This is a genomic window from Alphaproteobacteria bacterium (assembly GCA_039980135.1).
Lineage (GTDB): Bacteria > Pseudomonadota > Alphaproteobacteria > UBA6615 > UBA6615 > UBA8079.
On sequence record JBDXCV010000007.1, the window covers coordinates 167,915 to 188,661 of the forward strand.

At 60.5% G+C, this 20,747-nt stretch carries 21 protein-coding genes; 10 read left to right on the top strand and 11 right to left on the bottom strand.

Annotated features, from left to right (window positions below; translation table 11 throughout):
- Positions 1–13: 13 nt before the first annotated feature.
- Positions 14–943: a LysR family transcriptional regulator gene (locus ABJ363_10270; GenBank protein MEP4379375.1), complete on the bottom strand. Its 930-nt coding sequence runs from the start codon at positions 941–943 to the stop codon at positions 14–16.
- Between the two features lie 139 nt (positions 944–1,082).
- Between ABJ363_10270 and ABJ363_10275 the strand changes: the two genes are divergently transcribed.
- The 4 genes from ABJ363_10275 to ABJ363_10290 all read left to right on the top strand — a co-directional run bounded on the left by ABJ363_10275 (position 1,083) and on the right by ABJ363_10290 (position 5,496).
- Positions 1,083–2,321 carry an LLM class flavin-dependent oxidoreductase gene (locus ABJ363_10275; GenBank protein MEP4379376.1) on the top strand — a complete coding sequence of 413 codons (1,239 nt, stop codon included), beginning with the start codon at positions 1,083–1,085 and terminating at the stop codon, positions 2,319–2,321.
- 125 nt (positions 2,322–2,446) lie between these two features.
- Positions 2,447–3,523 (top strand): Gfo/Idh/MocA family oxidoreductase, encoded by a 1,077-nt coding sequence (locus tag ABJ363_10280; GenBank protein ID MEP4379377.1) that lies wholly within the window; start codon positions 2,447–2,449, stop codon positions 3,521–3,523.
- A gap of 36 nt (positions 3,524–3,559) precedes the next feature.
- Positions 3,560–4,594: a Gfo/Idh/MocA family oxidoreductase gene (locus ABJ363_10285; GenBank protein ID MEP4379378.1), complete on the top strand. Its 1,035-nt coding sequence runs from the start codon at positions 3,560–3,562 to the stop codon at positions 4,592–4,594.
- A 131-nt stretch (positions 4,595–4,725) separates the two neighbouring features.
- Positions 4,726–5,496 (top strand): IclR family transcriptional regulator, encoded by a 771-nt coding sequence (locus tag ABJ363_10290; protein ID MEP4379379.1) that lies wholly within the window; start codon positions 4,726–4,728, stop codon positions 5,494–5,496.
- Between the two features lie 20 nt (positions 5,497–5,516).
- On the opposite strand, the gene ABJ363_10295 is transcribed toward ABJ363_10290, so the two are convergent.
- The 4 genes from ABJ363_10295 to ABJ363_10310 all read right to left on the bottom strand — a co-directional run bounded on the left by ABJ363_10295 (position 5,517) and on the right by ABJ363_10310 (position 8,784).
- Entirely contained in the window at positions 5,517–6,248 is a 732-nt protein-coding gene (locus ABJ363_10295) for a methyltransferase domain-containing protein (GenBank protein MEP4379380.1), read from the bottom strand.
- A gap of 26 nt (positions 6,249–6,274) precedes the next feature.
- A complete protein-coding gene (locus tag ABJ363_10300) occupies positions 6,275–7,036 on the bottom strand; it encodes a metallophosphoesterase family protein (protein MEP4379381.1) in 762 nt (253 codons plus the stop codon).
- A gap of 168 nt (positions 7,037–7,204) precedes the next feature.
- Positions 7,205–7,552: a Rieske (2Fe-2S) protein gene (locus tag ABJ363_10305; GenBank protein MEP4379382.1), complete on the bottom strand. Its 348-nt coding sequence runs from the start codon at positions 7,550–7,552 to the stop codon at positions 7,205–7,207.
- A gap of 5 nt (positions 7,553–7,557) precedes the next feature.
- On the bottom strand, positions 7,558–8,784 hold the full coding sequence (locus ABJ363_10310) for a CaiB/BaiF CoA-transferase family protein (GenBank protein MEP4379383.1): 1,227 nt from the start codon (positions 8,782–8,784) through the stop codon (positions 7,558–7,560).
- Between the two features lie 228 nt (positions 8,785–9,012).
- On the opposite strand from ABJ363_10310, the gene ABJ363_10315 reads away from it, so the two are divergent.
- On the top strand, positions 9,013–9,666 hold the full coding sequence (locus ABJ363_10315; GenBank protein MEP4379384.1) for a malonic semialdehyde reductase: 654 nt from the start codon (positions 9,013–9,015) through the stop codon (positions 9,664–9,666).
- Between the two features lie 53 nt (positions 9,667–9,719).
- Here ABJ363_10315 and ABJ363_10320 read toward each other — a convergent pair whose 3' ends face one another.
- Positions 9,720–10,490 carry an IclR family transcriptional regulator C-terminal domain-containing protein gene (locus tag ABJ363_10320; protein MEP4379385.1) on the bottom strand — a complete coding sequence of 257 codons (771 nt, stop codon included), beginning with the start codon at positions 10,488–10,490 and terminating at the stop codon, positions 9,720–9,722.
- A 212-nt stretch (positions 10,491–10,702) separates the two neighbouring features.
- On the opposite strand from ABJ363_10320, the gene ABJ363_10325 reads away from it, so the two are divergent.
- Positions 10,703–11,629, top strand: a complete 927-nt coding sequence (locus tag ABJ363_10325) for a dioxygenase (protein ID MEP4379386.1) — start codon at positions 10,703–10,705, stop codon at positions 11,627–11,629.
- 77 nt (positions 11,630–11,706) lie between these two features.
- A complete protein-coding gene (locus ABJ363_10330) occupies positions 11,707–12,603 on the top strand; it encodes an NAD(P)-dependent oxidoreductase (protein ID MEP4379387.1) in 897 nt (298 codons plus the stop codon).
- Between the two features lie 23 nt (positions 12,604–12,626).
- Here the strand turns inward: ABJ363_10330 and ABJ363_10335 are convergent, their stop codons facing one another.
- The 3 genes from ABJ363_10335 to ABJ363_10345 all read right to left on the bottom strand — a co-directional run bounded on the left by ABJ363_10335 (position 12,627) and on the right by ABJ363_10345 (position 15,385).
- The gene (locus ABJ363_10335) at positions 12,627–13,634 is read right to left on the bottom strand and encodes a 2-oxoglutarate and iron-dependent oxygenase domain-containing protein (protein ID MEP4379388.1); all 1,008 of its coding nucleotides are present in this window, start codon (positions 13,632–13,634) and stop codon (positions 12,627–12,629) included.
- Positions 13,635–13,754: 120 nt separating this feature from the next.
- Positions 13,755–14,093 (bottom strand): P-II family nitrogen regulator, encoded by a 339-nt coding sequence (locus ABJ363_10340; protein MEP4379389.1) that lies wholly within the window; start codon positions 14,091–14,093, stop codon positions 13,755–13,757.
- Positions 14,094–14,173: 80 nt separating this feature from the next.
- A complete protein-coding gene (locus ABJ363_10345; protein MEP4379390.1) occupies positions 14,174–15,385 on the bottom strand; it encodes an ammonium transporter in 1,212 nt (403 codons plus the stop codon).
- Positions 15,386–15,608: 223 nt separating this feature from the next.
- Between ABJ363_10345 and ABJ363_10350 the strand changes: the two genes are divergently transcribed.
- Positions 15,609–16,913: a glycerate kinase gene (locus ABJ363_10350; protein MEP4379391.1), complete on the top strand. Its 1,305-nt coding sequence runs from the start codon at positions 15,609–15,611 to the stop codon at positions 16,911–16,913.
- Between the two features lie 61 nt (positions 16,914–16,974).
- Here ABJ363_10350 and ABJ363_10355 read toward each other — a convergent pair whose 3' ends face one another.
- Positions 16,975–17,700 carry a deiodinase-like protein gene (locus ABJ363_10355; protein ID MEP4379392.1) on the bottom strand — a complete coding sequence of 242 codons (726 nt, stop codon included), beginning with the start codon at positions 17,698–17,700 and terminating at the stop codon, positions 16,975–16,977.
- Positions 17,701–17,837: 137 nt separating this feature from the next.
- Positions 17,838–18,617, bottom strand: a complete 780-nt coding sequence (locus ABJ363_10360) for an SDR family NAD(P)-dependent oxidoreductase (GenBank protein ID MEP4379393.1) — start codon at positions 18,615–18,617, stop codon at positions 17,838–17,840.
- Between the two features lie 234 nt (positions 18,618–18,851).
- Between ABJ363_10360 and ABJ363_10365 the strand changes: the two genes are divergently transcribed.
- Both ABJ363_10365 and ABJ363_10370 read left to right on the top strand, forming a co-directional pair.
- Entirely contained in the window at positions 18,852–19,781 is a 930-nt protein-coding gene (locus ABJ363_10365) for a cyclase family protein (GenBank protein ID MEP4379394.1), read from the top strand.
- 132 nt (positions 19,782–19,913) lie between these two features.
- A partial coding sequence (locus tag ABJ363_10370) for a cyclase family protein (GenBank protein MEP4379395.1) occupies positions 19,914–20,747 on the top strand: 834 nt, incomplete at its 3' end.

Sequence of the window (20,747 nt, forward strand, 5' to 3'; positions counted from 1 at the left end):
TTGAATACTGGCGCTATGCGGCGACGCCGGCGCGGATTGCCCCCCAGGCGGCGGCGGAATGCTTCAGCGCGCGCTCGAGCCGTCCAACGAGGTCTCGGGCCGCCAGCGAGAGCGGTTTCTGCGTCTGGTGGACGAGGAAGAATTCAAAACTGGATTGGACGTCGATGATCGGGCTCACAGAGAACGCGCGGCTGTCCAGATCGGAAACCACGGTGGTGACCGGAAGGATCGCGGAAAAATCGGTTTTCTGGATGAACTCAAGTGCGCCGTAGAGGCCGTCTATCTCAACGATGCGGCCCGGTGTGATGTTCCCCAGTTTGATATAGCGCTCGATCAGGGTGCGCAGGCTGTGCTGGGCCGACGGCATGACGAGGTTTACGGATGGAAGTTGTTTGAGTGACACCGGCTGCAGATGAACCAGGCCGGCCTTGTGTCCAGAGACCATGACCAGTGGTTCCGTGGACATCACACGCAATTCCAGACCGTCATGGCGCGGCGGTTCGGTGCAGATCGCGAAATCGAGCTCGCCTGACATGACCCAGTCCGTCAGGGTGCCGCTGAACGCCTCGACAACACGAAGCTCGACATTCGGCAGGGCCTCGATGAATTCCGGCAGGGCCTGGGCCAACACGCCCTTGGTGACCGTGGGAATGAGGCCGACATCCAGCGAGCCCGATACGCCTGACGAGAATTCCCGCATTGTCTGTGCAGCACTCTCCACGTCCCCCAGGATTTTTCGGCAGTCATCGTAGAAGCGCTCGCCGGCCGGCGTCGGTCGGACCCCGCGGGCATGACGCTCGAAGAGCTGCACCCCGACGGATTCCTCGAGGGTCTTGATTTGCTGGCTGAGGCTGGGCTGCGCGATGTTTATTGTCTCGGCCGCGCGATTGATGCTGCCGTCCCCGTAAACGGCCACGAAAGAGCGGATTTGCCTGAGGTCCATCGGTTTCCGTCCGAACAGAAGGGGAGCTTGCAATATAGTACAAACCTATATCTTGCATTGAAAGTTAGTATTTGTGGGTATGCCCCGACTTTCCTAGTTTCCCGATAACAGGAATCGCAGTGCAACAAGAGGACCCGCAATGGCCAAGCCCAAGGTAATTCTGCAGCTCTATCCGATGTTCCCCTCCGATGGCGAAGAAGACCGCAAGGCGAAGCGTCCGCTCGGCAACGACAACGAGATGTATCACCGCATCGTCCATGAGTGGACCGACATCGTCAAAGAAGCCGACAAGATGGGTGTCTGGGGGATCGGCACGATCGAGCATCACTTCCATTCGGAAGGCTACGAAGTCGGGCCGAATCCGGGAATCCTGAACGCCTATTGGGCCAGCCTCGTGGAGAACGCCCATGTGGGCGCGCTCGGCTATGTGATGGCGACCCATGACCCGCTGCGTGTCGCGGAAGAAACGGCGATCCTGGATCACCTGACCAAAGGCAAATACTTCGTCGGATTTGCGCGCGGCTACCAGTCGCGCTGGGCCAACATCATGGGCCAGTACACAGAATCTCCCGCGACCGTGTCGGACGGCAGCGATGCCGACGACCGCAACCGGCAGATCTTCGAGGAACGGGTCAACCAGGTAATCGACGCCTGGACCCAAGAGACGGTCCGGACGCAGGGCGAGTTCTACGAGGCGCCGTACCCGTTCGAGACCGGTGTCGAAGGCTATCCCGCCTGGGAAATCGCCCGTGACGCGGGCGCGGAAGGGGAGATCGGTCCCGACGGCAGCGTGCAGCGGGTCTGCGTGGTGCCGAAGCCGTACCAGAAACCGCATCCGCCGGTGTTCGTCGCCGCCTCCAAGAGCCAGGCATCGATCGATTTTTGCGCCCGCAACAACTTCATCCCGACCTATTTCATGCCGACCAAGGGCGTGGTGGAGCTTTCGCACTACTACACGAAGGTCGCGAATGAGAGCGGTTTCAATGTGCAGCTGGGTCAGAACCAGAACATCGTGCGCTGGCCGCATATCACCAAGACGACCGCGGATTTCGACCGCAAACTGCGCGACTATGATCTCGACATCTACAAGAACTTCTACGGCCCGTTCTTCCCGCAGTTCCCGCGCGGCAACGACAGCGAACTGATCCAGGGTATGAAGGATTCCGATATCTTCATCGGCGGCACGGTCGATGAGTCCATTGCGGCCTGGCAGAAGATTTACGATCAGGTGCCGTGCGAGTACATCACGTTGATCTGGCATTGGGCGCAGCAGCCGAAAGACGACATGATGGAAGAGCTGCAGCTGTTCATGGACAAGGTCCTGCCGGAGCTCGAAACGCCGGACTTCCCGCAATGGGAAGCTGCCGCCGCGGAATAAGTCCGTTTGGGTGCAACAAATGATCGGGCCGCCCCCGGCAGGGGCGGCCTTTTCGTTTGCGGGCGTTGACCGGCTGCGTCGGGCGATGCCAACGTGGCGTACGGGTTTTGGCGGAGAAAACAGGCATGGAATGTGATGCCCTCGGCGTGGCGGTTATCGGGTGCGGACGTATCGGCGCGTTGCGCGCAAATCTCTCATCCACCCATCCCGGCGTCGGATTCCTGGCGCTTTCCGACAAAAACCGGAAACAGGCGGATGTCCTGGCCCAGCGAACGGGGGCGGACCTCGTGACCACCGACAATCAGGCGGCCATCCGCGATGAACGGGTCGGCGCGGTGTTCATTTCCACCCCCGAGCATGATCATCGCGAGGCGGTGATCCAGGCCCTGGAGGCGGGGAAGGCGGTCTTCGTGGAAAAGCCGATCGCGCTGACGCTGGAGGATGCGGACGCCATCATCGACGCCGCTGAACGTACCGGATCCGAGCTTCGTATCGGTTATTCCCGTCGCCATGACCGACGCTGGATGCTCGCGAAGGAGCAGATTCTGCAGGGTCGCTTGGGCGAGGTGCTGGGCATTCAGTCCCGGGTCTACAATACGCGCGCGCAGTTGCTGCAAATCCTCGAGCGTGCGCCCGACGCCACGCCGGTGAACGACGTGCTGACCTATTACGTAGATATGGCCTGCTGGTTCCTCGAGGGTATCCGCCCCGTCGAGGTGGTGGCACGCAGCCAGTTCAAAGTGTTCAAGGCGATGGGGCACAAGGCGTCTGATGTTACGTGGGCGATCATCACTTTCGAGAATGGCGCGGTGGTCAATCTGGGGGTCAGCTACGTCCTGCCGGCGACATACCCAACCGTTGGCCAGAGTTCCCGTTTCGAAATCATCGGTGATGAAGGCGTGATACTGCTGGATGCCGACAACAAGGACAGCCTGCTGTTCACCGATCGTGGTGCGCCGCACAGCTATGTACCCGACCACAACATCAACATGATGTTCATGCAGACCACCTCGGCAGCAGATTTTGCCGTCGGGGACTATTGGGGCGCGGTCGCCAGCGAGACACGCTCCTGGCTCGATCACCTGATGACCGGGCGGCCGAGTCCGCACACGACCCCATGTGAGGCGCGGCGCACTTTGGCAGTTACCCTGGCGATCGAAGAGGCGGCACACACGCGCGAATCCGTCGCGCTGCCGAATTGAGCGCGACGAAACAGTCATGATCGCGGGGGACTTACGATGAATGCCATCAACGTCGGCGTAATCGGCGCCGGGTGGGTCGGTGGTATCCGGGCCAACGCGTGTGCTGCGCATCCGCTTGTCGAAGAACTGCACGTGGCCGAAATCAACCCGACACGCGCGTCCGAAATTGCGGCCGAGACGGGCGCGGTCCGGGTGACGGATGACTGGAAAGAGTTGATCGCAAGCCCCCTGATCGACGCTGTCATCATCGCCTCGACCCCGGAATCTCAGCGCTTTCCGATCGTCCGCGCCACGCTTGAGGCGGGCAAGCATGTTCTGATCGAAAAGCCCCTGGCGCCGACTCCTGAAGAGGCGGACGAGGCCATCGCGTTGTGTGATGCCGGCAACCTCAAGCTCGCAATCGGTTATACGCGCCGGTTCGATCCGAAATACGCTTACATCAACAAGGCCATCAAGGCGGGGGCGATCGGTGAGCCCGTGACCTGTCTGGTCAGCCGTAACATCACGCGTGAGATCGGCGCCAAGATCAAGGGGCGCTCTCGTATGTCACCGGCGGCCATGGGCGGCACGCACTCGATAGATTTTCTTCTATGGTGCCTCCAGCCGCGGCGACCGGTGAGGGTCTATTCGCAGCAGTCCGGCAAGCTGTACAGCAAGGTCAGCGATACGCCGGACCATCAATGGATCATGGTGACGATGGACGACGGCACCACGATCGCGGCCGGGTCCGGTTGGGTTTTGCCGCTGGGTTATCCGCAGTATTCACAAAGCTGGATCGAGGTCGTCGGTACGGAAGGTGCCCTGACGGTGGACGATACCCACCGTGAAATTAGTATCAACACGACCGAACACGGCATCCGCTATCCGCTGTCTTCGATGCCGGGTGAGCCGGTCGATCATGTTTTCGCCGGCGCCATGGTGAGCGAGACCAACCATTTCATTGATGCGGTCGCCCTCGACCGGCCGGTCTTGGCGAATGCGCGCGAAGCGCGTCTGGTGATGGACGTCACGATGGCCGCCGATCTGTCGGCAGAGTCCGGGGAGCCGGTGGAACTTCAGGAACGTCGGTAAACGGAGATTTGTTTCTCTGCCGATCACTGGAAATTCAGATCAGTTTGTCTCATATTTCGAGACGGACACGAACCTGACCTTCGACAAGTGCTGTTGGCATGTTTGTCAGAGCCGGGAGCGAGAACGAATCCATGGCCACCTATAAGAACCAGTCGCTTGAGCGCGGGTTTCAGATACTCGAGTATCTTGGCGACAGCACAAAGGGTCGTGCCGTGTCCGAAGTGGCGCGGGCGACCGGGCTGCACCGGGCGACGGCACATCGGCTGCTCGAGGTGCTCTGCGGCATGGGCTATGCCTACAAGGGCGATGATCGCCGCTATTGGATTGGCTACAACTCGCATCTGTTCGGGAACCGGTCGAACATGGTCGCCCGGATCACCCATCACGCGCATCCGTACCTTGTGACCCTGGCGCATGATGTGGACGAGACGATCGCGCTCGGTTTCCTCGAAGGCATTCAGGTGTTCATTGCCGACCGAGTCTCGACAGAGCGCGCCCATCGCTCCGACGTCCAGATCGGTACTTACTTCGATGCTCATGCGACCAGTCTGGGCAAGGCGCTCTTGTCGGTGCGGCCGATAAGCGAAGTCCGCGCGAGCTACAAGAACACGCGTCTGAACGCCTACACCGGCAAAACCATCACCGACATGGATGCGTTGGCGCGCGAGTTGGGCAACATCAAGAAGCGCGGCTATTCGATCAATGACGAGGAGGGTTCGCCAGGTATTCGATCCGTTTCGGCGCCCGTTCTCAATCCGCATGGCCGCGCTGCCTGCGCGCTCGCGGTGAGCGGCCCGCGCGCGCGCCTCGACGATCAGAAGATTGAGCGCATCGGTAGTATGTTGCAGAACGTCGCGAGCGACATCGTTAATCAGTTGGCCAGGCAGGGCGGGGATAATTAGCCCCACACTGGTGTACGTGACTATTTTCGAGCGGTGATGTCGACGGCAATGACGGGGCCGAAAGGGCGTTCGCCGCTGAACGCGATCTCGCCGAAGCCCGCGCTGTCGAGGGCCGCCCGAAGCTCGGACTCCTCCACCACCCCGCCCAGCGATGCCGCCATCGCCATCGGGTCCGTCAGAAGTTCGGGCGGGAGCGGAGCACGACGGATAAGGTCTGCGACAAGCAGGCGTCCGTCGGGCCTTAGAATGCGCGCGACTTCCGACAAGGCAACCACCTTGTCGGTGGTGAGATTGAGGGATGCGTTGGCGATCACGACATCGGCAACGTTAGCCGCGAGCGGGAGCCGCTCCATATCCGCTGCGACCGTATGCACACGCGCGCCGTCGATGCCAGAGATGGTGTCACGTGTACGCGACAGCAACTCGGGCGTGAGATCCAGGGCAATCACATCGCTGCCGCGGGGCAATCGTTCGGCGACAAAGCGCGTGTCGAGGCCGCCGCCGCAGCCCAGATCGACCACGGTGCCGTGGTTCCAATCCGTCAAGCCGCCGGCCGGCCAGCCACACCCTGAGAATACGCCCGCGATACGTTGCGGCAGGGCGTCAAACCAGTCCATCGGGACTCCGGCGGCGCGTGCCTTGCTTCGCGCGTCTTCATGAAACGAGTCCGCCGCCGCTAGCTGAGCATAGCGACGGCGGATCAAAGCCTTGGCCTGGGCCTCCCAAGGGGTCGGAACAGGCGCGCGTGTCATTGTGACACTCCTGACGCGGCAGCGGCCTAGTGCGGCATGTGGTCCGGGTTCCAGAAGTAGCCCGTCCGGATCATCTTGGCGATGCGGTCGCCGTGTGGAATCCAGCAATTCTCGTTGAGCTTCGCCTGCGGCTCGAAATCGCCATCGACGCGGTGTGTCTGGCAGTCCCATTTGCCGTCGCCGAGATATTCGACCGTGGCATAGGACGGACGCGGATCGCCATCCCAGCTCATGCCGACCGCGGCGGCGCAGACGAGGGTCTTGTCGCGCACCTGGCGCACATAGCCGCCATGGATATGGCCGAAGGACATCACGTCGGCATCGACGTCGCCGATCTTTTCCCACATCTCGTCGTCGGTAAGGCGCGGCGGGAGGGCGTCTTCGTCGCCGATCTCGTCCGGTGTCGCGTGGAACACATGGAAATTATGGCCATGCTCCGGAGTATAGGTCATCGCGAACGGCAGCTTGTTGAGCCAGTCGAGCTGTTCCTGGGTCATCCGCTCGCGGGTGAGGCGGGCCATGTCGAGCATCCATTCGTGATAGATGTTCTTCGGCGTCTTGGTCTCCCAGAACTTGTCGACCACCCACATGTCCAGGTTACCGATCAGGATGTCTACGTTCTGACGGACATTCATGAAATGATCGACCACTTCGGCAGGTTGCGGGCCGAGCATGATCAGGTCACCGATCAGGATTTCCTTGTCGGCGTTTTCCTTGTCGACAGCTTCAAGTACGGCTTCCATCTGCGGCACTTGCGCATGGATATCCGCATAAAGAACGAATTTCATTGGTGTCTCCCATTTTTCCCTGACCGCACGTTGCGGGCGGCGTTGGATAAATCATAACACGGCATCGGCGCACGTCGTGAGACGCGGGTCAGCCGGTGAACTGTTCCTCAATGTGTACAATTTTCGAATATCGGTGTCATCCGGGCAAAATTTCGAAAATGGGCAATTTCACTCTGCGATTGTCCCCGTCAGGTAAATCTCATTGTCGCGTTCCACGAATGCGAGCCGGGTCAAGTTCGCCCCCTGGCAAGGACCGTCGATGCATTCACCGCTTTCGATCCGGAAGATCGCGCCGTGCATGCCGCAACGCAGATGGCTTCCATCAGGTGTGAAGAACTGGCCCTGGATATGATCGAGCAGTGCGCCGGCATGGGGACATTTGTTCAGATACAAGTGCAGTGCCCCGTCCCGGCGGACGGCGAAGATGTTCCGCTGCATGCCGTCGATACGGCCGACAAAGCCGCGCGCTTCCATCTCGGGGATATCGTCGGCTGCGCAGATGTGTTCCTGCGCCATCGCTATCAGCCGATCGCACCGGCGTCGCGCAGGTTGGCGATCCGGTCGTCGTCATAGCCGAGAACCTCACGCAGGACCTCATCGGTGTGCTGGCCGAGAAGGGGCGGGTGGTGGCGGTAGGCAACCGGTGTCTCGGACAGTTTTAGGGGGCTGGCAATCAGCGTGGCCCCGTCCGGCCCGGCGAGGGGGTGGGGTACGTTCACGACCATCTCGCGGGCCTTGACGTGCGGGTCTTCGAAGACCTGATCGAGGGTGTTGATCGGCCCGCAGCCGATCTTGTTGGCTTCGAGTTCGGCGAGCCAGTGGGCGGAGGGTTTCTTCTTCATGATCGCCTGAAGATGACCAACCACCTCGTCGCGATTGCGCACGCGTGAATCGTTGGTGGCGAATAACGGCTGATCGGCCAGCTCGGGTTCGCTGAGAATGCCTGCGAAGGTACGGAACTGATTGTCGTTGCCGACCGCCACCACGATGTGGCCGTCCGCGGTTTCGAAAACTTGGTAGGGGACGATGTTGGGGTGTGCATTGCCCAGGCGTTCGGCCTGTCCGGAATGCAGGAAGTTCATGCCCTGGTTCACCAGCCATGCCACCTGGGTGTCGAGCATGCCGATGTCGATATACTGTCCCTGGCCGGTGACGGCGGCATGACGCAGCGCGCCGTTAACGGCGACGGCCGCGAACATGCCTGACATGATGTCGGCGATCGGAACACCGACCTTTTGGGGCTCGCCATCGGCCTCACCGGTGATGGACATGATTCCGCCCATGCCCTGGATCAGGAAATCATAACCGGGACGTGCGGCATAGGGACCCGTCTGCCCGAACCCGGTGATCGAGCAATAGACCAGCCTTGGGTTCGCATCCTTGAGGTCGTCATAGGCCAGGCCGTATTTGGCCAGGTTCCCGGTCTTGAAGTTCTCGACGATCACGTCCGCCTTCAAAGCCAGTTCGCGCACGAGCGCCTGGCCGGTCTCGCTGGTGAGATCGACTTCGACGGAGCGCTTGTTGCGGTTGGCGCTCATGAAGTAGGCACTCTCGGAAGATTCCTCACCGTCGGGCCCCGCCATAAATGGGGGCGCAAAGCGTCGGGTGTCGTCACCGGCGCCGGGACGCTCGATCTTGATGACGTCGGCGCCCAGATCACCGAGCATCTGGGTGCAATAGGGGCCGGCCAGAACGCGCGTGAGATCGAGGACGGTTATGCCGGAAAGGGCGCCAACGGGATCAGACATGGGATTCACTCCGTGTGGGCCGCAACCTCTGGGAGGGCCGGGATAGAGACGTTTTGTAGCCTCAATAATGCATTCGGACCGCAGGCTCAACGCCGGGACGCCCGTTCAGTCAGCGAACCCGGGTTTGAAGCGAATTGACATTCATGGGCGCGCCTCACATGTAGACCCCAGCCAAAGACATGGTTCGGGAGTGCGTCCGCGCACACGACGACACACAGGGGAAAAATAATGTCAGCAGAAGAAGCTCTCGCCGCAGCACGCGCACAGATCGAAGCCTATCGGGAGCGGATCCGGTCCCTCGATGACGATTCACGCGATCTGATATTCCGCGAAGCGCGCAACCACAACGCGTGGCAGGATCGCGAGGTTACCGACGCTCAGCTGCAGGAAGCCTTCAACCTGGCGCGGATGGGGCCGACAAGCGCCAACACCCAACCCATGCGGATTGCCTTCGTGCGTTCCAAGGAAGCCAAGGAGCGCCTGAACCCTCATGTGAACGGGCCGAACCAGGCCAAGACGATGGCCGCACCTGTCACGGCGATTATCGGCTACGACAACACCTTCTTTACGGATTTTCCCAAGTTCCTGCCGATCCGCCCGGAGATGGGTGATCGGTTCATCGATAATCCCGAGTTGGCTGAAAAATTCAGCTACATCCAGGCGATCCTGCAGGGTGGCTATTTCATCATGGCCTTGCGCGCGGTGGGTCTGGATGCCGGCGCGATGGGCGGGTTCAACAACGCGGCCGTGAATGAAGAATTCTTCAAGGACACGCCGGTGAAATCGATTTTCCTGTGTAACATCGGCTATGGCGATGTCTCTGGAATTATGGGGCCGCGTCTGTATCGCTATGAATTCGATGAGGTCTGCGACGTCCTGTAGCGGGAAGTCCGCAAGGATAGAAACGGCGACGCCCAAGCGTCGCCGTTTTTCGTTTAGCGCGGCAACTGCGCGGTGATCTTCCTGGATGCGTCGTGCAGTGCCGGCAGAAAACGCGACGTCATGTCGTCGAGGCGCGTGCGCGCGGCGTGGGTGCCGACATTCAGTGCCGCCAGGATACCGCCGTTACGGTCGAGGATCGGGACGGCGAGAGAACGCAGGCCGGTTTCGAGTTCCTGATCGACCAGCGCATAGCCCTTCAGGCGCACCGTATCGAGTGCCTGGCGAAGAGCGACGCGATCCGTTTTCGTGCGCTCGGTAAACTGGTGCGGGTTCAAATCCGTCAGATACCGGTCGAGATACTCCGGTGTCTGGTGCGCCAGCAACACCCGGCCAAGCGACGTTACATAGGCGGGCAGACGGGTACCGATACCGAGATTGATCGACATGATCCGGGTGGCGGAAACGCGTGCGACGTAGATCACCTCCTGTCCGTCTAGAACTGCTGCGGAACAGGATTCCTGCAGCTCGTGAACCACGGTTTCCATGTGCGGTTGTGCGATCTGCCACCATTCAAGGGAAGACAGGTAGGCGTAACCCAGGCCGAGCACGTGCGGTGTCAGGGAAAACCGTCGCCCATTGGACCGGATATGGCCGAGTGACTCGAGTGTCAGCAAGAACCGGCGCGCGGTGGCACGCGTGGTTCCGGTCGCTTCCGCGACTTCGCTGATCGTCATGTCCGGTCGTTCGGCGCCGAAGGCCTGGATGACTGCCAGGCCCCGTTGCAGGGATTGCACGAATTCCGAACCTTCACGTGGCGGAGCCATTATCGCGAACCTATATGAATCAAATTGTTCAACAAGCGAACTTATGTTCGTTATATGAACATTCGCTGTTGGAGTCCAGCCGCTTTTGGGGCTTAGTTGCAGAAGATCATCACCTGTTGCCGGACCTTTGAATTCGGCGCATTCTTTCGAACAAGCAAACCCCTGAGCGCTGGACTGTCGGTCCCAAACGCGTTTGCTGGAGGAGTATTCCGATGCGAGATCTGAACGAATCAAATGTGACCCAGGCGGTCCTGGACAAGATCGGTCCGGACACCAATCCGCGCGTACGGGAAATTCTGGAGGCGCTGGTCCGTCACGCACATGATTTCGCCCGCGAGGTAAACCTGACGCCGGACGAGCTTCTGTATACCGCACGTTTTATTCAGGCTGTCGGGCAGATATCGGACGACAAGCGAGAAGAAGGCGTCCTGCTTGGCGACATTCTCGGGCTGTCTGCACTGACGGAGATACTCGCCGACAAAGTGCGGGTTGGCGCGACTGAATCAAGTCTTCTCGGGCCGTTCTACCGTGACGGGGCGCCCGCGCGTGAAATGGGATTCGATATCTCGCTGGGAGATACCGAGGGGGAGGCCGCAATTGTGCGCGGCACCGTGATGGATGCGGCCGGTGCGCCGTTGGCAAATGTGACGCTGGATCTCTGGCAGGTGGCGCCGAATGCCTTTTACGAAGCGCAGGTCGGCCAGCCGGGAGACTATGAAGATTATGCTTATCGCGGAAAGTTTACGACCGGTGCCGACGGCACCTACCTGGTCAAAACCCGTAAACCGGTGGACTACCCGATCCCCGTCGATGGACCGGTGGGGATCATCATGGAGGCTACGGGACGGCACAATATGCGCCCCGCCCATCTCCACTATCTGATCTACAAGGATGGTTATCAGACCATTCAGACGGAACTGTTCAATGAGGACAGTGAATTCCTCGATTCCGACGCGGTGTTCGGCGTCAAGGAAACGCTTATTATTCCCTACACGCTGATTGATGACCCGGCGCGGGCTGCCGAATACGAGATCGAGGGACCATTCTACGAGGGCGTCTTCGACTTCACGATGAAAGACGATGCCAGCGCAAAGGATGCCGCGTCAGCCTACAGCGAACGCGCCAGCATGAGCGCATGAGGGGCATTCGATAAACAATACACCGGCGCCGCCTGCCAGGGCGGCGCCGGTTTGCATTCAGGAGAGGAGCGACGATCATGAGCCTTGATGGGACGAAAATCGGCTGGATCGGTGCCGGGAAGATGGGCGGGCCCATGAGCCGTCGCGTGGTCGGTGCCGGTGCGACGCTCCGTGCCTTTGACCCGGATGCAGCCAATCTGCAGGCCGTTGCGGCGGCGGGTGGCCATGCGGCCGCGTCCAACCAGGACGCTATCGTCGATGCGGAAATCGTGGTCTCGATGATTCCGAACGACGCGGTTCTCAAGGCAATCACAATTGGTGACGGCGGTATTTTTGCCAGTCTTGCGCCGGGTACGGTCTATGTCGATATGAGTACGGTCTCGCCGCAGGCCTCCGCCGAGGTCGCGGTGGCGGCCAAGACCGCCGGTATCGAGTATCTGCGGGCGCCGGTGTCCGGCAGCACGGCGTTGGCGGAAAGCGGAAACCTGACGATCATGGTGTCCGGCCCCGGCGTGGCGGCGGATAAATGCGCGAATTTGTTCGCCGCGATGAGCGGACAACATTTCTATCTCGGCGCGGACGAACAGGCCCGTTACCTGAAGCTGGTGATTAATCTCTTGGTCGGTACGACGGGTGCCGTGCTGGCCGAAGCGCTGACACTTGGGCGCAAGGGCGGCCTCGACTGGGAGCAGATGATCGATGTGATCGGCGTGAGCGCGGCCGCATCGCCATACATCCAATACAACGTCGCACCCTTGAAGGCGCGTGACTTCTCGGCGTTGTTCACCACCGAACAGATGGTCAAGGATTCGAAACTGATTTGCGATGCGGGCGCCAGCACCGGGGTGCCGATGGCGATCGGCAATGCGATGCTGAAGATATTCGAAGACACAATCGACGCTGGCTATGGCCAGGAGAATTTGACCGCTGCCATCAAATTAGTCGAGGGCAAGTCAGGTCTGGAAAGCACCTGATTCTTTAACCCCGGCGACGAGGTTCAGGACGTCGCCGCGTACCCGTAGGACAGACGAAACATTTCGTCCATATGCTCGGACGTGGTGCAGGCGGGAAATTTGGGCGGCTGCTGATCATTCACGCATGTCGGGATCGGTCTGATGACGGCATCGGAGCGTGGTGAATGGAAAAACGGTATCGAATATCGGTCGCGTTCGCGGTCGGAATTTAGCACGCGGTGCATGTTCGACCGGTATACCCCGTTGGTCCAGCGCGCCATCAGGTCGCCGAGATTGACGACGAAGGAACCTTCGATGGGAGGCGCGGAGACCCATTCATCCGCGGCATTCTGAACCTCCAACCCGCCGATATCGTCCTGGGCAAGCAACGTGATTCCGCCCCAGTCCGTATGGGCGCCGGCACCGATCTGGTTATATTCAGTTGTGTCCGGTTGTGGCGGATAGCGTATCAGACGCAACACAGAGCTTGGCCAGTCGAAAAATTCCGCAAACCAGTCCGCATCGAGCTCAAGCGACAGCGCCACAAGCGAGAGCAGATGATTGCTCAATTCTCGCAAGGCCCCATGATAGGCGACCATCTGCTCGCGGAACTCGGGAAAGTTTTCCGGCCATTGATTATGGCCGATGCCGCGAAGCCGGCGTTTTGCAAAAGGGTGCTGGTCCGGCACTTCCATGCCGCAATAGTAGCTTTCCTTCAGATCGGGCGGTGCCGGTTCGCTGCTTGTATCCTGACTGTCCAACCTTTGTTCCGCGACCGGCTCATAGCCTGCCGTGGTCGGCGAGTTACGCATATGGAGTGATCGTTTTTCTTCCATGGGCAACGCAAAGAACCGCGCGGCCAGGTCAAACTGGTCTCGTACCAGTTGATCGGCCACGCCGTGGTTCACGATGTAGAAGAAGCCGATATTCTGGCAGGCGTGCCGAATTTCCGCGGCGATCCCGTCCTGTCCGGCGGTGTTTGCCCCGAAACCTCCGTTGAGATCGATGACCGGTACGGCTGAGAACGTGGCGGGTGGGGAATAAATGAGCACGGCGGCGCCTCTTTAAGCTGCAAATCCGGCGTGGAGACCCGGCAAGGCACGGATTCGTGACCCCCTTGGATTTCCACGCCTTTCTCGATGCAGCTTGCGTGCCAGTACGCGCATTCCAAACTAGAGCGCGTCGGATCCGGTCTCGCCGGTACGCACACGCACGGCAGATTGAAGCTCGAGGACAAAAATCTTGCCGTCGCCGATCTTTTCCGTGTTTGCGGCGTTGCGGATCGCGTCCACGACGTTGTCGACAACGCTGTCGTCGACCGCGACCTCGATCTTGACCTTGGGAACGAAGTTCACCTGGTATTCGGCACCCCGGTAAATTTCGGTTTGCCCTTTCTGGCGCCCGTAGCCTTTGACTTCGCTGGCTGTCATGCCCTCGATGCCCACTCCGGCCAATGCCTCGCGCACGTCATCGAGTTTGTGTGGTTTGATGATCGCAACAATGAATTTCATGGTTGATCCTGTGTCTTTGGGGGCGGTATCGGCGATTGCACAGATCCCGCCCCGAAGTTACGTCGAGATGACTTGTCCGGCTACGTATTGTGGTAACCGCGCTCCCCGTGTAGTGCCAGATCCAATCCCTGGACCTCTGTTTCCTCGTCCACTCGGAACGGCAGGAACATCTTCAGCACCATCACGATAACGGCGGTAAGAACGGCGGACCAGACGGCGACGATGGCGATGCCAATCACCTGTACGCCGAACTGACTGCCGATCGTCATGCCTTCGGCGAGGCCGTTGCCGCCGAGGGCGACCGAGACGAATACCGCCGTCAGCATCGTGCCGAGCATACCGCCGACGCCGTGAACGGCGAACACGTCGAGAGAATCGTCGATCTTGAACCGCTGCTTCACGGCCTGAGTGACCATGTAACAGACGACACCGCCGGAAAGGCCCAGAACGAGGCCGCCGATCGGACCCACGGAACCCGATGCCGGGGTGATCGTGGCAAGACCCGCGACCATGCCCGTCACCGCGCCAACCAGGCTCGCCTTGCGATAGCGGATCAATTCCATCACCGACCAGGCGATGGCACCGGCCGCAGCGGAAATATGCGTCACCGTCATGGCCATGCCCGCGGCGGCATCCGCCGCGAGGGCCGAGCCGGCGTTGAAGCCGAACCAGCCGACCCACAGCATCGCGGCACCGATCATGGTGAGACCGGGACTGTGCGGCGGCTGAACCTCGCCGGGGAATCCGCGTCGCGGGCCGAGCATCATCGCCAGAACCAGCGCGGAGACACCGGCGGTCACATGGACGACGACGCCGCCGGCAAAGTCGAGCAGGCCCATTTCGGCGAGAAAACCGCCACCCCAGACCCAATGGACGACCGGGGCATATACAATCAGGACCCAGACAAGAGAGAAGCCGATCACGAATGAAAAGTGAATGCGTTCAGGATACGCGCCGACGATCAACGCGGGCGTGATGATCGCGAACGTCATCTGGAACATGAAGAACAGCGTTTCGGGAATCGTTCCCGACACGCTGTCGATGTTCACGCCGGACAGGAATGACTTACCCAGTCCGCCCCACCAGGCGTTGCCGTCGCCGAAGGCGATCGAGTAGCCGACGGCGAACCAGAGAATGGAAACTGTCGCCGCGATCGCGAAGCAGTTCATGAGTACTGACAGCACGTTTTGGGATCGAACGAGGCCCGCATAGAAAAGTGCGAGACCGGGTAGGGTCATAAACAAAACCAGCGCCGTCGAGGTCAGAATCCAAGCCGTGTCGGCTCCTTGCATGATTCCGCTCCTTCATATGTTGGTTGTTACGTTTTCTTATTATTTGACGGGGCACCAAAGGCACCGACACCATCTGACCACGGGTCATGCCCGCAGCCGCGAAGCGGCGCTGGTTCCTTCGAATTCCCCAATACGGCGTGTGTGCGGTTATGTTTCTTATTTGGCCGCCGGTAGGCTTCGCGCAGGATAATATCGGGCTGACACGCGATCGCAAGGGGCACATGTGAGCAAACTCGGCACAACTGAAACATGTCGCGACTCTCCGCGAGAATTCCTGCTGCGCCTGTTCGTGACGGCGGTCGCGTCGGCGGACCCGATGGTGTGCGTCCCCCCATCGATTACGATGCCCAATTCGTCCGGCAGGATTGTCGTTGCCGGTGCCGGCAAGGCGTCCGCAGCCATGGCTCTGGCTGTCGAAGGCGAAGCCCGAAAGCAGGGTTGGTTCGAACGCCTGGAAGGGCTTGTGGTGACGCGCTATGGACACGGCGCCGCGTGTGAACGGATCGAGATCATCGAGGCGGCGCATCCGGTGCCGGACACGGCCGGAGCCGATGCGGCGCAGCGCATCGAGGCACTGGTTTCCGGTCTTGGATCGGAGGATCTGCTGCTTTGCCTGATCTCCGGCGGCGGTTCGGCGCTGCTCACCGCACCAGCACCCGGCATCAGCGCGGAGGAGAAGGCCGCCGTCACCCGCGCGTTGTTGCGCAGTGGTGCACCGATCGGCGAGATGAACTGTGTGCGTAAGCACATCTCGGCCATCAAGGGGGGGCGTCTGGCCCAGCTCGCGGCGCCGGCACGGGTGCGCAGCCTTATGATCTCGGATGTGCCCGGCGACGACCCATCGGTTATCGCGTCAGGTCCCACCGTTCCCGATCCGACGACGCGCCACGAGGCGCTCGAAATTCTAACGCGATACACGATCGATGCACCGGCCTCGGTCGTTGCGTTGCTCGACAGTCCCGACGGCGAGACGCCGAAACCCGACGACCCGCTGTTCGCGAAGGTCGAGAATGTAATCGTCGCGCGACCGTCCGAGATGCTGACCGCCGCGGAAAGAGCGGCGCGCGAAGTGGGTTGCGACATCGTTTCACTGGGGGCGGATCTCGAGGGCGAGGCGCGTGACCTGGGCGGGCAACATGCGAAACTGGCGCTGCAACTTCAGAAGGATCGCGCGAGCGGGCCGCCACTCATCATCCTGTCGGGCGGCGAGACGACCGTGACCGTAACGGGCGATGGCCGGGGCGGGCGCAATGCCGAATATGCGCTGGGGCTTGCGCACGCGCTTGCGGGCGCCACGGGAATTTATGCGATCGCGTGCGATACGGACGGTATCGACGGGGTCGAGGACAATGCCGGGGTGCTGGTGGCCCCCGATACGCTGGCGCGGGCACAGGCGGCGGGTCTCGAAGCAGAAGACACGCTGACGCGAAACGACGCCTACAGCCTGTTCGCGGTGATCGACGATCTCGTGGTCACGGGACCGACCCGTACCAATGTGAACGACTTTCGGGCGATCCTGATCACATGAATCGAAAAGGCCGGGTTTCGATCCCGGCCCTTCCTGAATGTCGTGTTGTGCCTTCGTGGTGCTAGGCGGCTTGCTTGCGTGCCTTGCGCTTCGCCCACCATGTCTGAATATCGAGCTTGAAATGCTCGTAGTAGACTTTCGGGAAAATGATCAGGATGTCGTAAAGCGCCACCCAGCCGCCCTTCAGGGTCACGGGAATGGTGATCCAGGGGGCCGCGCCAATGATCGCGATATGCTCATTCGTGTTGATCGTATCGCGGTTCTGGAGCGCGCGGTCCACATGGTGGGCGAAGGACCAGTCGGCGCGATAGATGACCTTGCCCTCGGGGTTGATCACGTAGACGGTGTTGGGCAGCAGGCCCCATTCGTGGTGCCACTTGCCCTCGACGTTATCGACGATGATCTTGCGCTCTTCCTTGTAGTCATCGCGGTTGCGCTTGGCATATTCGATCTTCTCCTCGATCGATTCCGCCTGTTTTGCTTTCTCGCCCGGATGGGCTTCGCGCACATAGACGACCAGCCATTCGACGTCCGGATATTTCTCCCGGAGCTTGGCGTACGGCTTCACGTTCTTGACGTACATCGGGCAGGTCAGGCTGCCGGACTCGATCACGAGCCACTTGCCCTTGTAGTCGGCAAGCTTGACCTCGTTGCCGTCCAGGTCCGTCAATGTGTAGTCGTAATTGACGTCTTCGCCCGCCTTCGGCCCGGGAAAATAGCCGAGCTCGTAGTTGCTCATCTTGAAGCGCGGGTAATTATAGGTGTCGTCGCGTGCGGGTGCGCCCATCGGTTTGCCCTCCTTGGGACTCAACGAGAAGTCCAATGCATTGGTGACACGAATATTACAGCAAATGGCGCCGGACGGTAACAACAGATGCGTGAATACCGGTGCCTGATGGCCGTATTGCCCCTGAAAACCGGGCTTTAGACCACGGTCCAGCCACCGTCGATGGTCAGGCTCGCGCCGGTGATCAGTTCCGAGGCGGGCGAGGCGAGGAAGACCACGGAACCGGTCACGTCTGATATCTTGCCGAGGCGGCCCATGAGAATGCGGTCCATCACGAATTCCTTGAACTCCGGGTTCTCGAACATCGGTTTGGTCATCGGCGTCTCAATGAATGTCGGGCCGATGCAATTGCTGCGTATATTCTGGGGGGCAAGCTCGGCCGCAATTGCCTTGCTCATGCCTTCGACGGCATGCTTGGTCGCGCAGTAGTTGGTACGGTTGGGCGAGCCGACATGGCCCATCTGGGACGACATGTGAATGATCGAACCGCCGCGATTGTTCGCGAGCATGCGCCGTGCGGCGGCCTGCGCGACCAGGAACATCGACTTCACATTGATGTTGAGGAGGAAATCGAGATGTTCCTCGCTCACGTCGACAAACGGTTCGGGAATATTGGCGCCCGCGTTGTTCATCAGAATATCGATCCGGTCCAGACCTTCGATTTTCTCGGTTACCTGCGACGCATCGGTCACGTCGCATACCAACGTACGCGCTCGGCCGCCTGCATCCGAGATGCGTGCGGCAACCTCATCGAGGTCACTCTGAGTGCGGCTGACGAGCACGATCTCGGCCCCGGCGTCGGCGAGGGCCAAGGCGATACCGCGGCCCAGGCCGCGACCAGCCCCGGTGACCACGGCAACCAGGCCGTCGAGCCGCATCGATGGTGATTTGTTGTCTTCTGTATCCTCGGCGCTCATCTCGTTCCATCCCTGTCACATTGTGGCAAATCCGGCAGATTGCGGACTTGCAATCCGATTTTTGTGCGACCATAACCGAGCCCGATGCCGCACGTAAGGTCGGCAAAGCAGATCAATTTTAAGAACAGACACAGGCGAGGCAACGACATGGCCAAGAAAGCAACCGCACGCAAGCCAGCCGCGAAAAAGCGCGCGACCCGCAAGGGCAAGAAGCTGCTCACCAAAGCGGACGTGATGCGCAAGTGCAAGGAGCTGAGCAACTGGGGCAAATGGGGCAAGGACGACGAGCTCGGTGTCCTCAACTACATCACCCCGGAAGACATCGCCAATGCGGCGAAGCTGATTCAGAAGGGCAAAGTGTTTCGCCTCGGCCTGAACCTCGACGAGAACGGCCCGCAGAACGGATTGTTCGGCGGCCGCTGGAACCCGATGCATCAGATGCTTGCCACGGGCACGGACGCGGTTCAGGGCATTCAGGAGCCGCTTGCCGGCATGCGTTACGCCGACGATGCCATCAATCTGCCGACCCAGGCAGCGACCCAGTGGGACGCGCTTTCTCATGTGTTCACCGACGATAAAATGTGGAACGGCTATGACGCCACGCTTGTCGACGTTCGCGGCGCCCACAAGAACGGCATCGAGAAATTTGCCGACAAGATGGTCGGTCGCGGGGTGTTGCTCGACGTCGCGCGCTACAAGGGCAAGAAGCGCCTCGCGGATGGCTACGAGATCACGATCAAGGACCTTGAAGCCACCGCCAAGAAGCAGGGCGTGGAAGTGCGTCGCGGCGACTTTGTGATCTTTAACACCGGACAGATGGCCGATTGTCTGGATAAGGGTGATTGGGGCGGCTACGGGGGCGGCGACGCGCCGGGGCTCGGCTTCGAGACCGTCGATTGGATTCACGAGAAGCAGATCTCGGGTATTTGCTCTGACACCTGGGGCATCGAAGTGCGCCCGAACAAGAGCGTCCCGGGGCTGAACCAGCCCTGGCACTGGGTGACAATCCCGCATATCGGCATCGTTCACGGCGAGATCTGGTACCTGCGCGAACTGGTCGAGGATTGCGCCGAGGATGGCGTCTATGAGTTCTTCCTCTGCGCCCCGCCGCTGGTCATCACGCGCGGCACGGGGTCGCCGATCAACCCGCAAGCCATCAAGTAACTGAGGCGGCAGCCATGCGTTTCGGGGGTCACGTTCCATTGGAGCGTGGCCCCTTTGCTTTGCTATAGTCCGAGTACAAGAAAACCCGCCCGCGCCAGATGGGCCAATCGAGATTTACGGGGGAGAACCAAAATGCATCGTTACGACGATCCGAAATACCAGCTCGACATGGACGTCATTAAGGAGAAGTCCGAACGCAACAAGAATTGGGGCAAGTGGGGCCCGGATGACGAGTGGGGCACGATCAATTATGTGGGCGACGAAGAGCGCAAGGAAGCGGCCGCGCTGGTCAAGAAAGGCCAAGTGTTTGCGCTCGGTCTGAACTTCGATGGCGATGGCCCGCAGAACGGGCTTTTCGGCGGCCGATGGAACCCGATCCACACCATGCTCGCCACCGGAACAGACGCCGTTGCCGGCAAGCAGACGGTACCGGGTAAGAAATATGCCAGCCAATATGCGGACGACGCGGTGTCGTTGCCGTTGCAGTGTGGCACCCAGTGGGATGCGTTGGCCCATGTGTTCAACAGCGACAAGATGTGGAACGGCTATGACGCGACCATGGTCGGTGCCAACGGCGCGGAGAAGAACGCGATCCACAAGATGCGCAACAAGATGGTCGGGCGTGGCGTACTGCTCGACATCGCCCGCTGGGCCGGGGTCGATTCATTGGATGACGGTACGGCGATCGATGCCGATGATCTGGATGCCTGTGCCAAGGCGCAGGGCGTCGAAATCAGGCGTGGCGATTTCGTGATTTACCGCACCGGCCACATGGAGCGCTGCCTGGCGGCAGGCGAGTGGGGCGGGTACGCCGGTGGCGATGCACCGGGCGTGTCCTTCCACACCTGCGACTGGATGCACGACATGGAGATCGCCGCGATCTGCGCCGACACCTGGGGCTGCGAAGTCATCCCGAACGAGACGGATGACGTGTTCCAGCCCTGGCACTGGATCGTGATCCCGCAG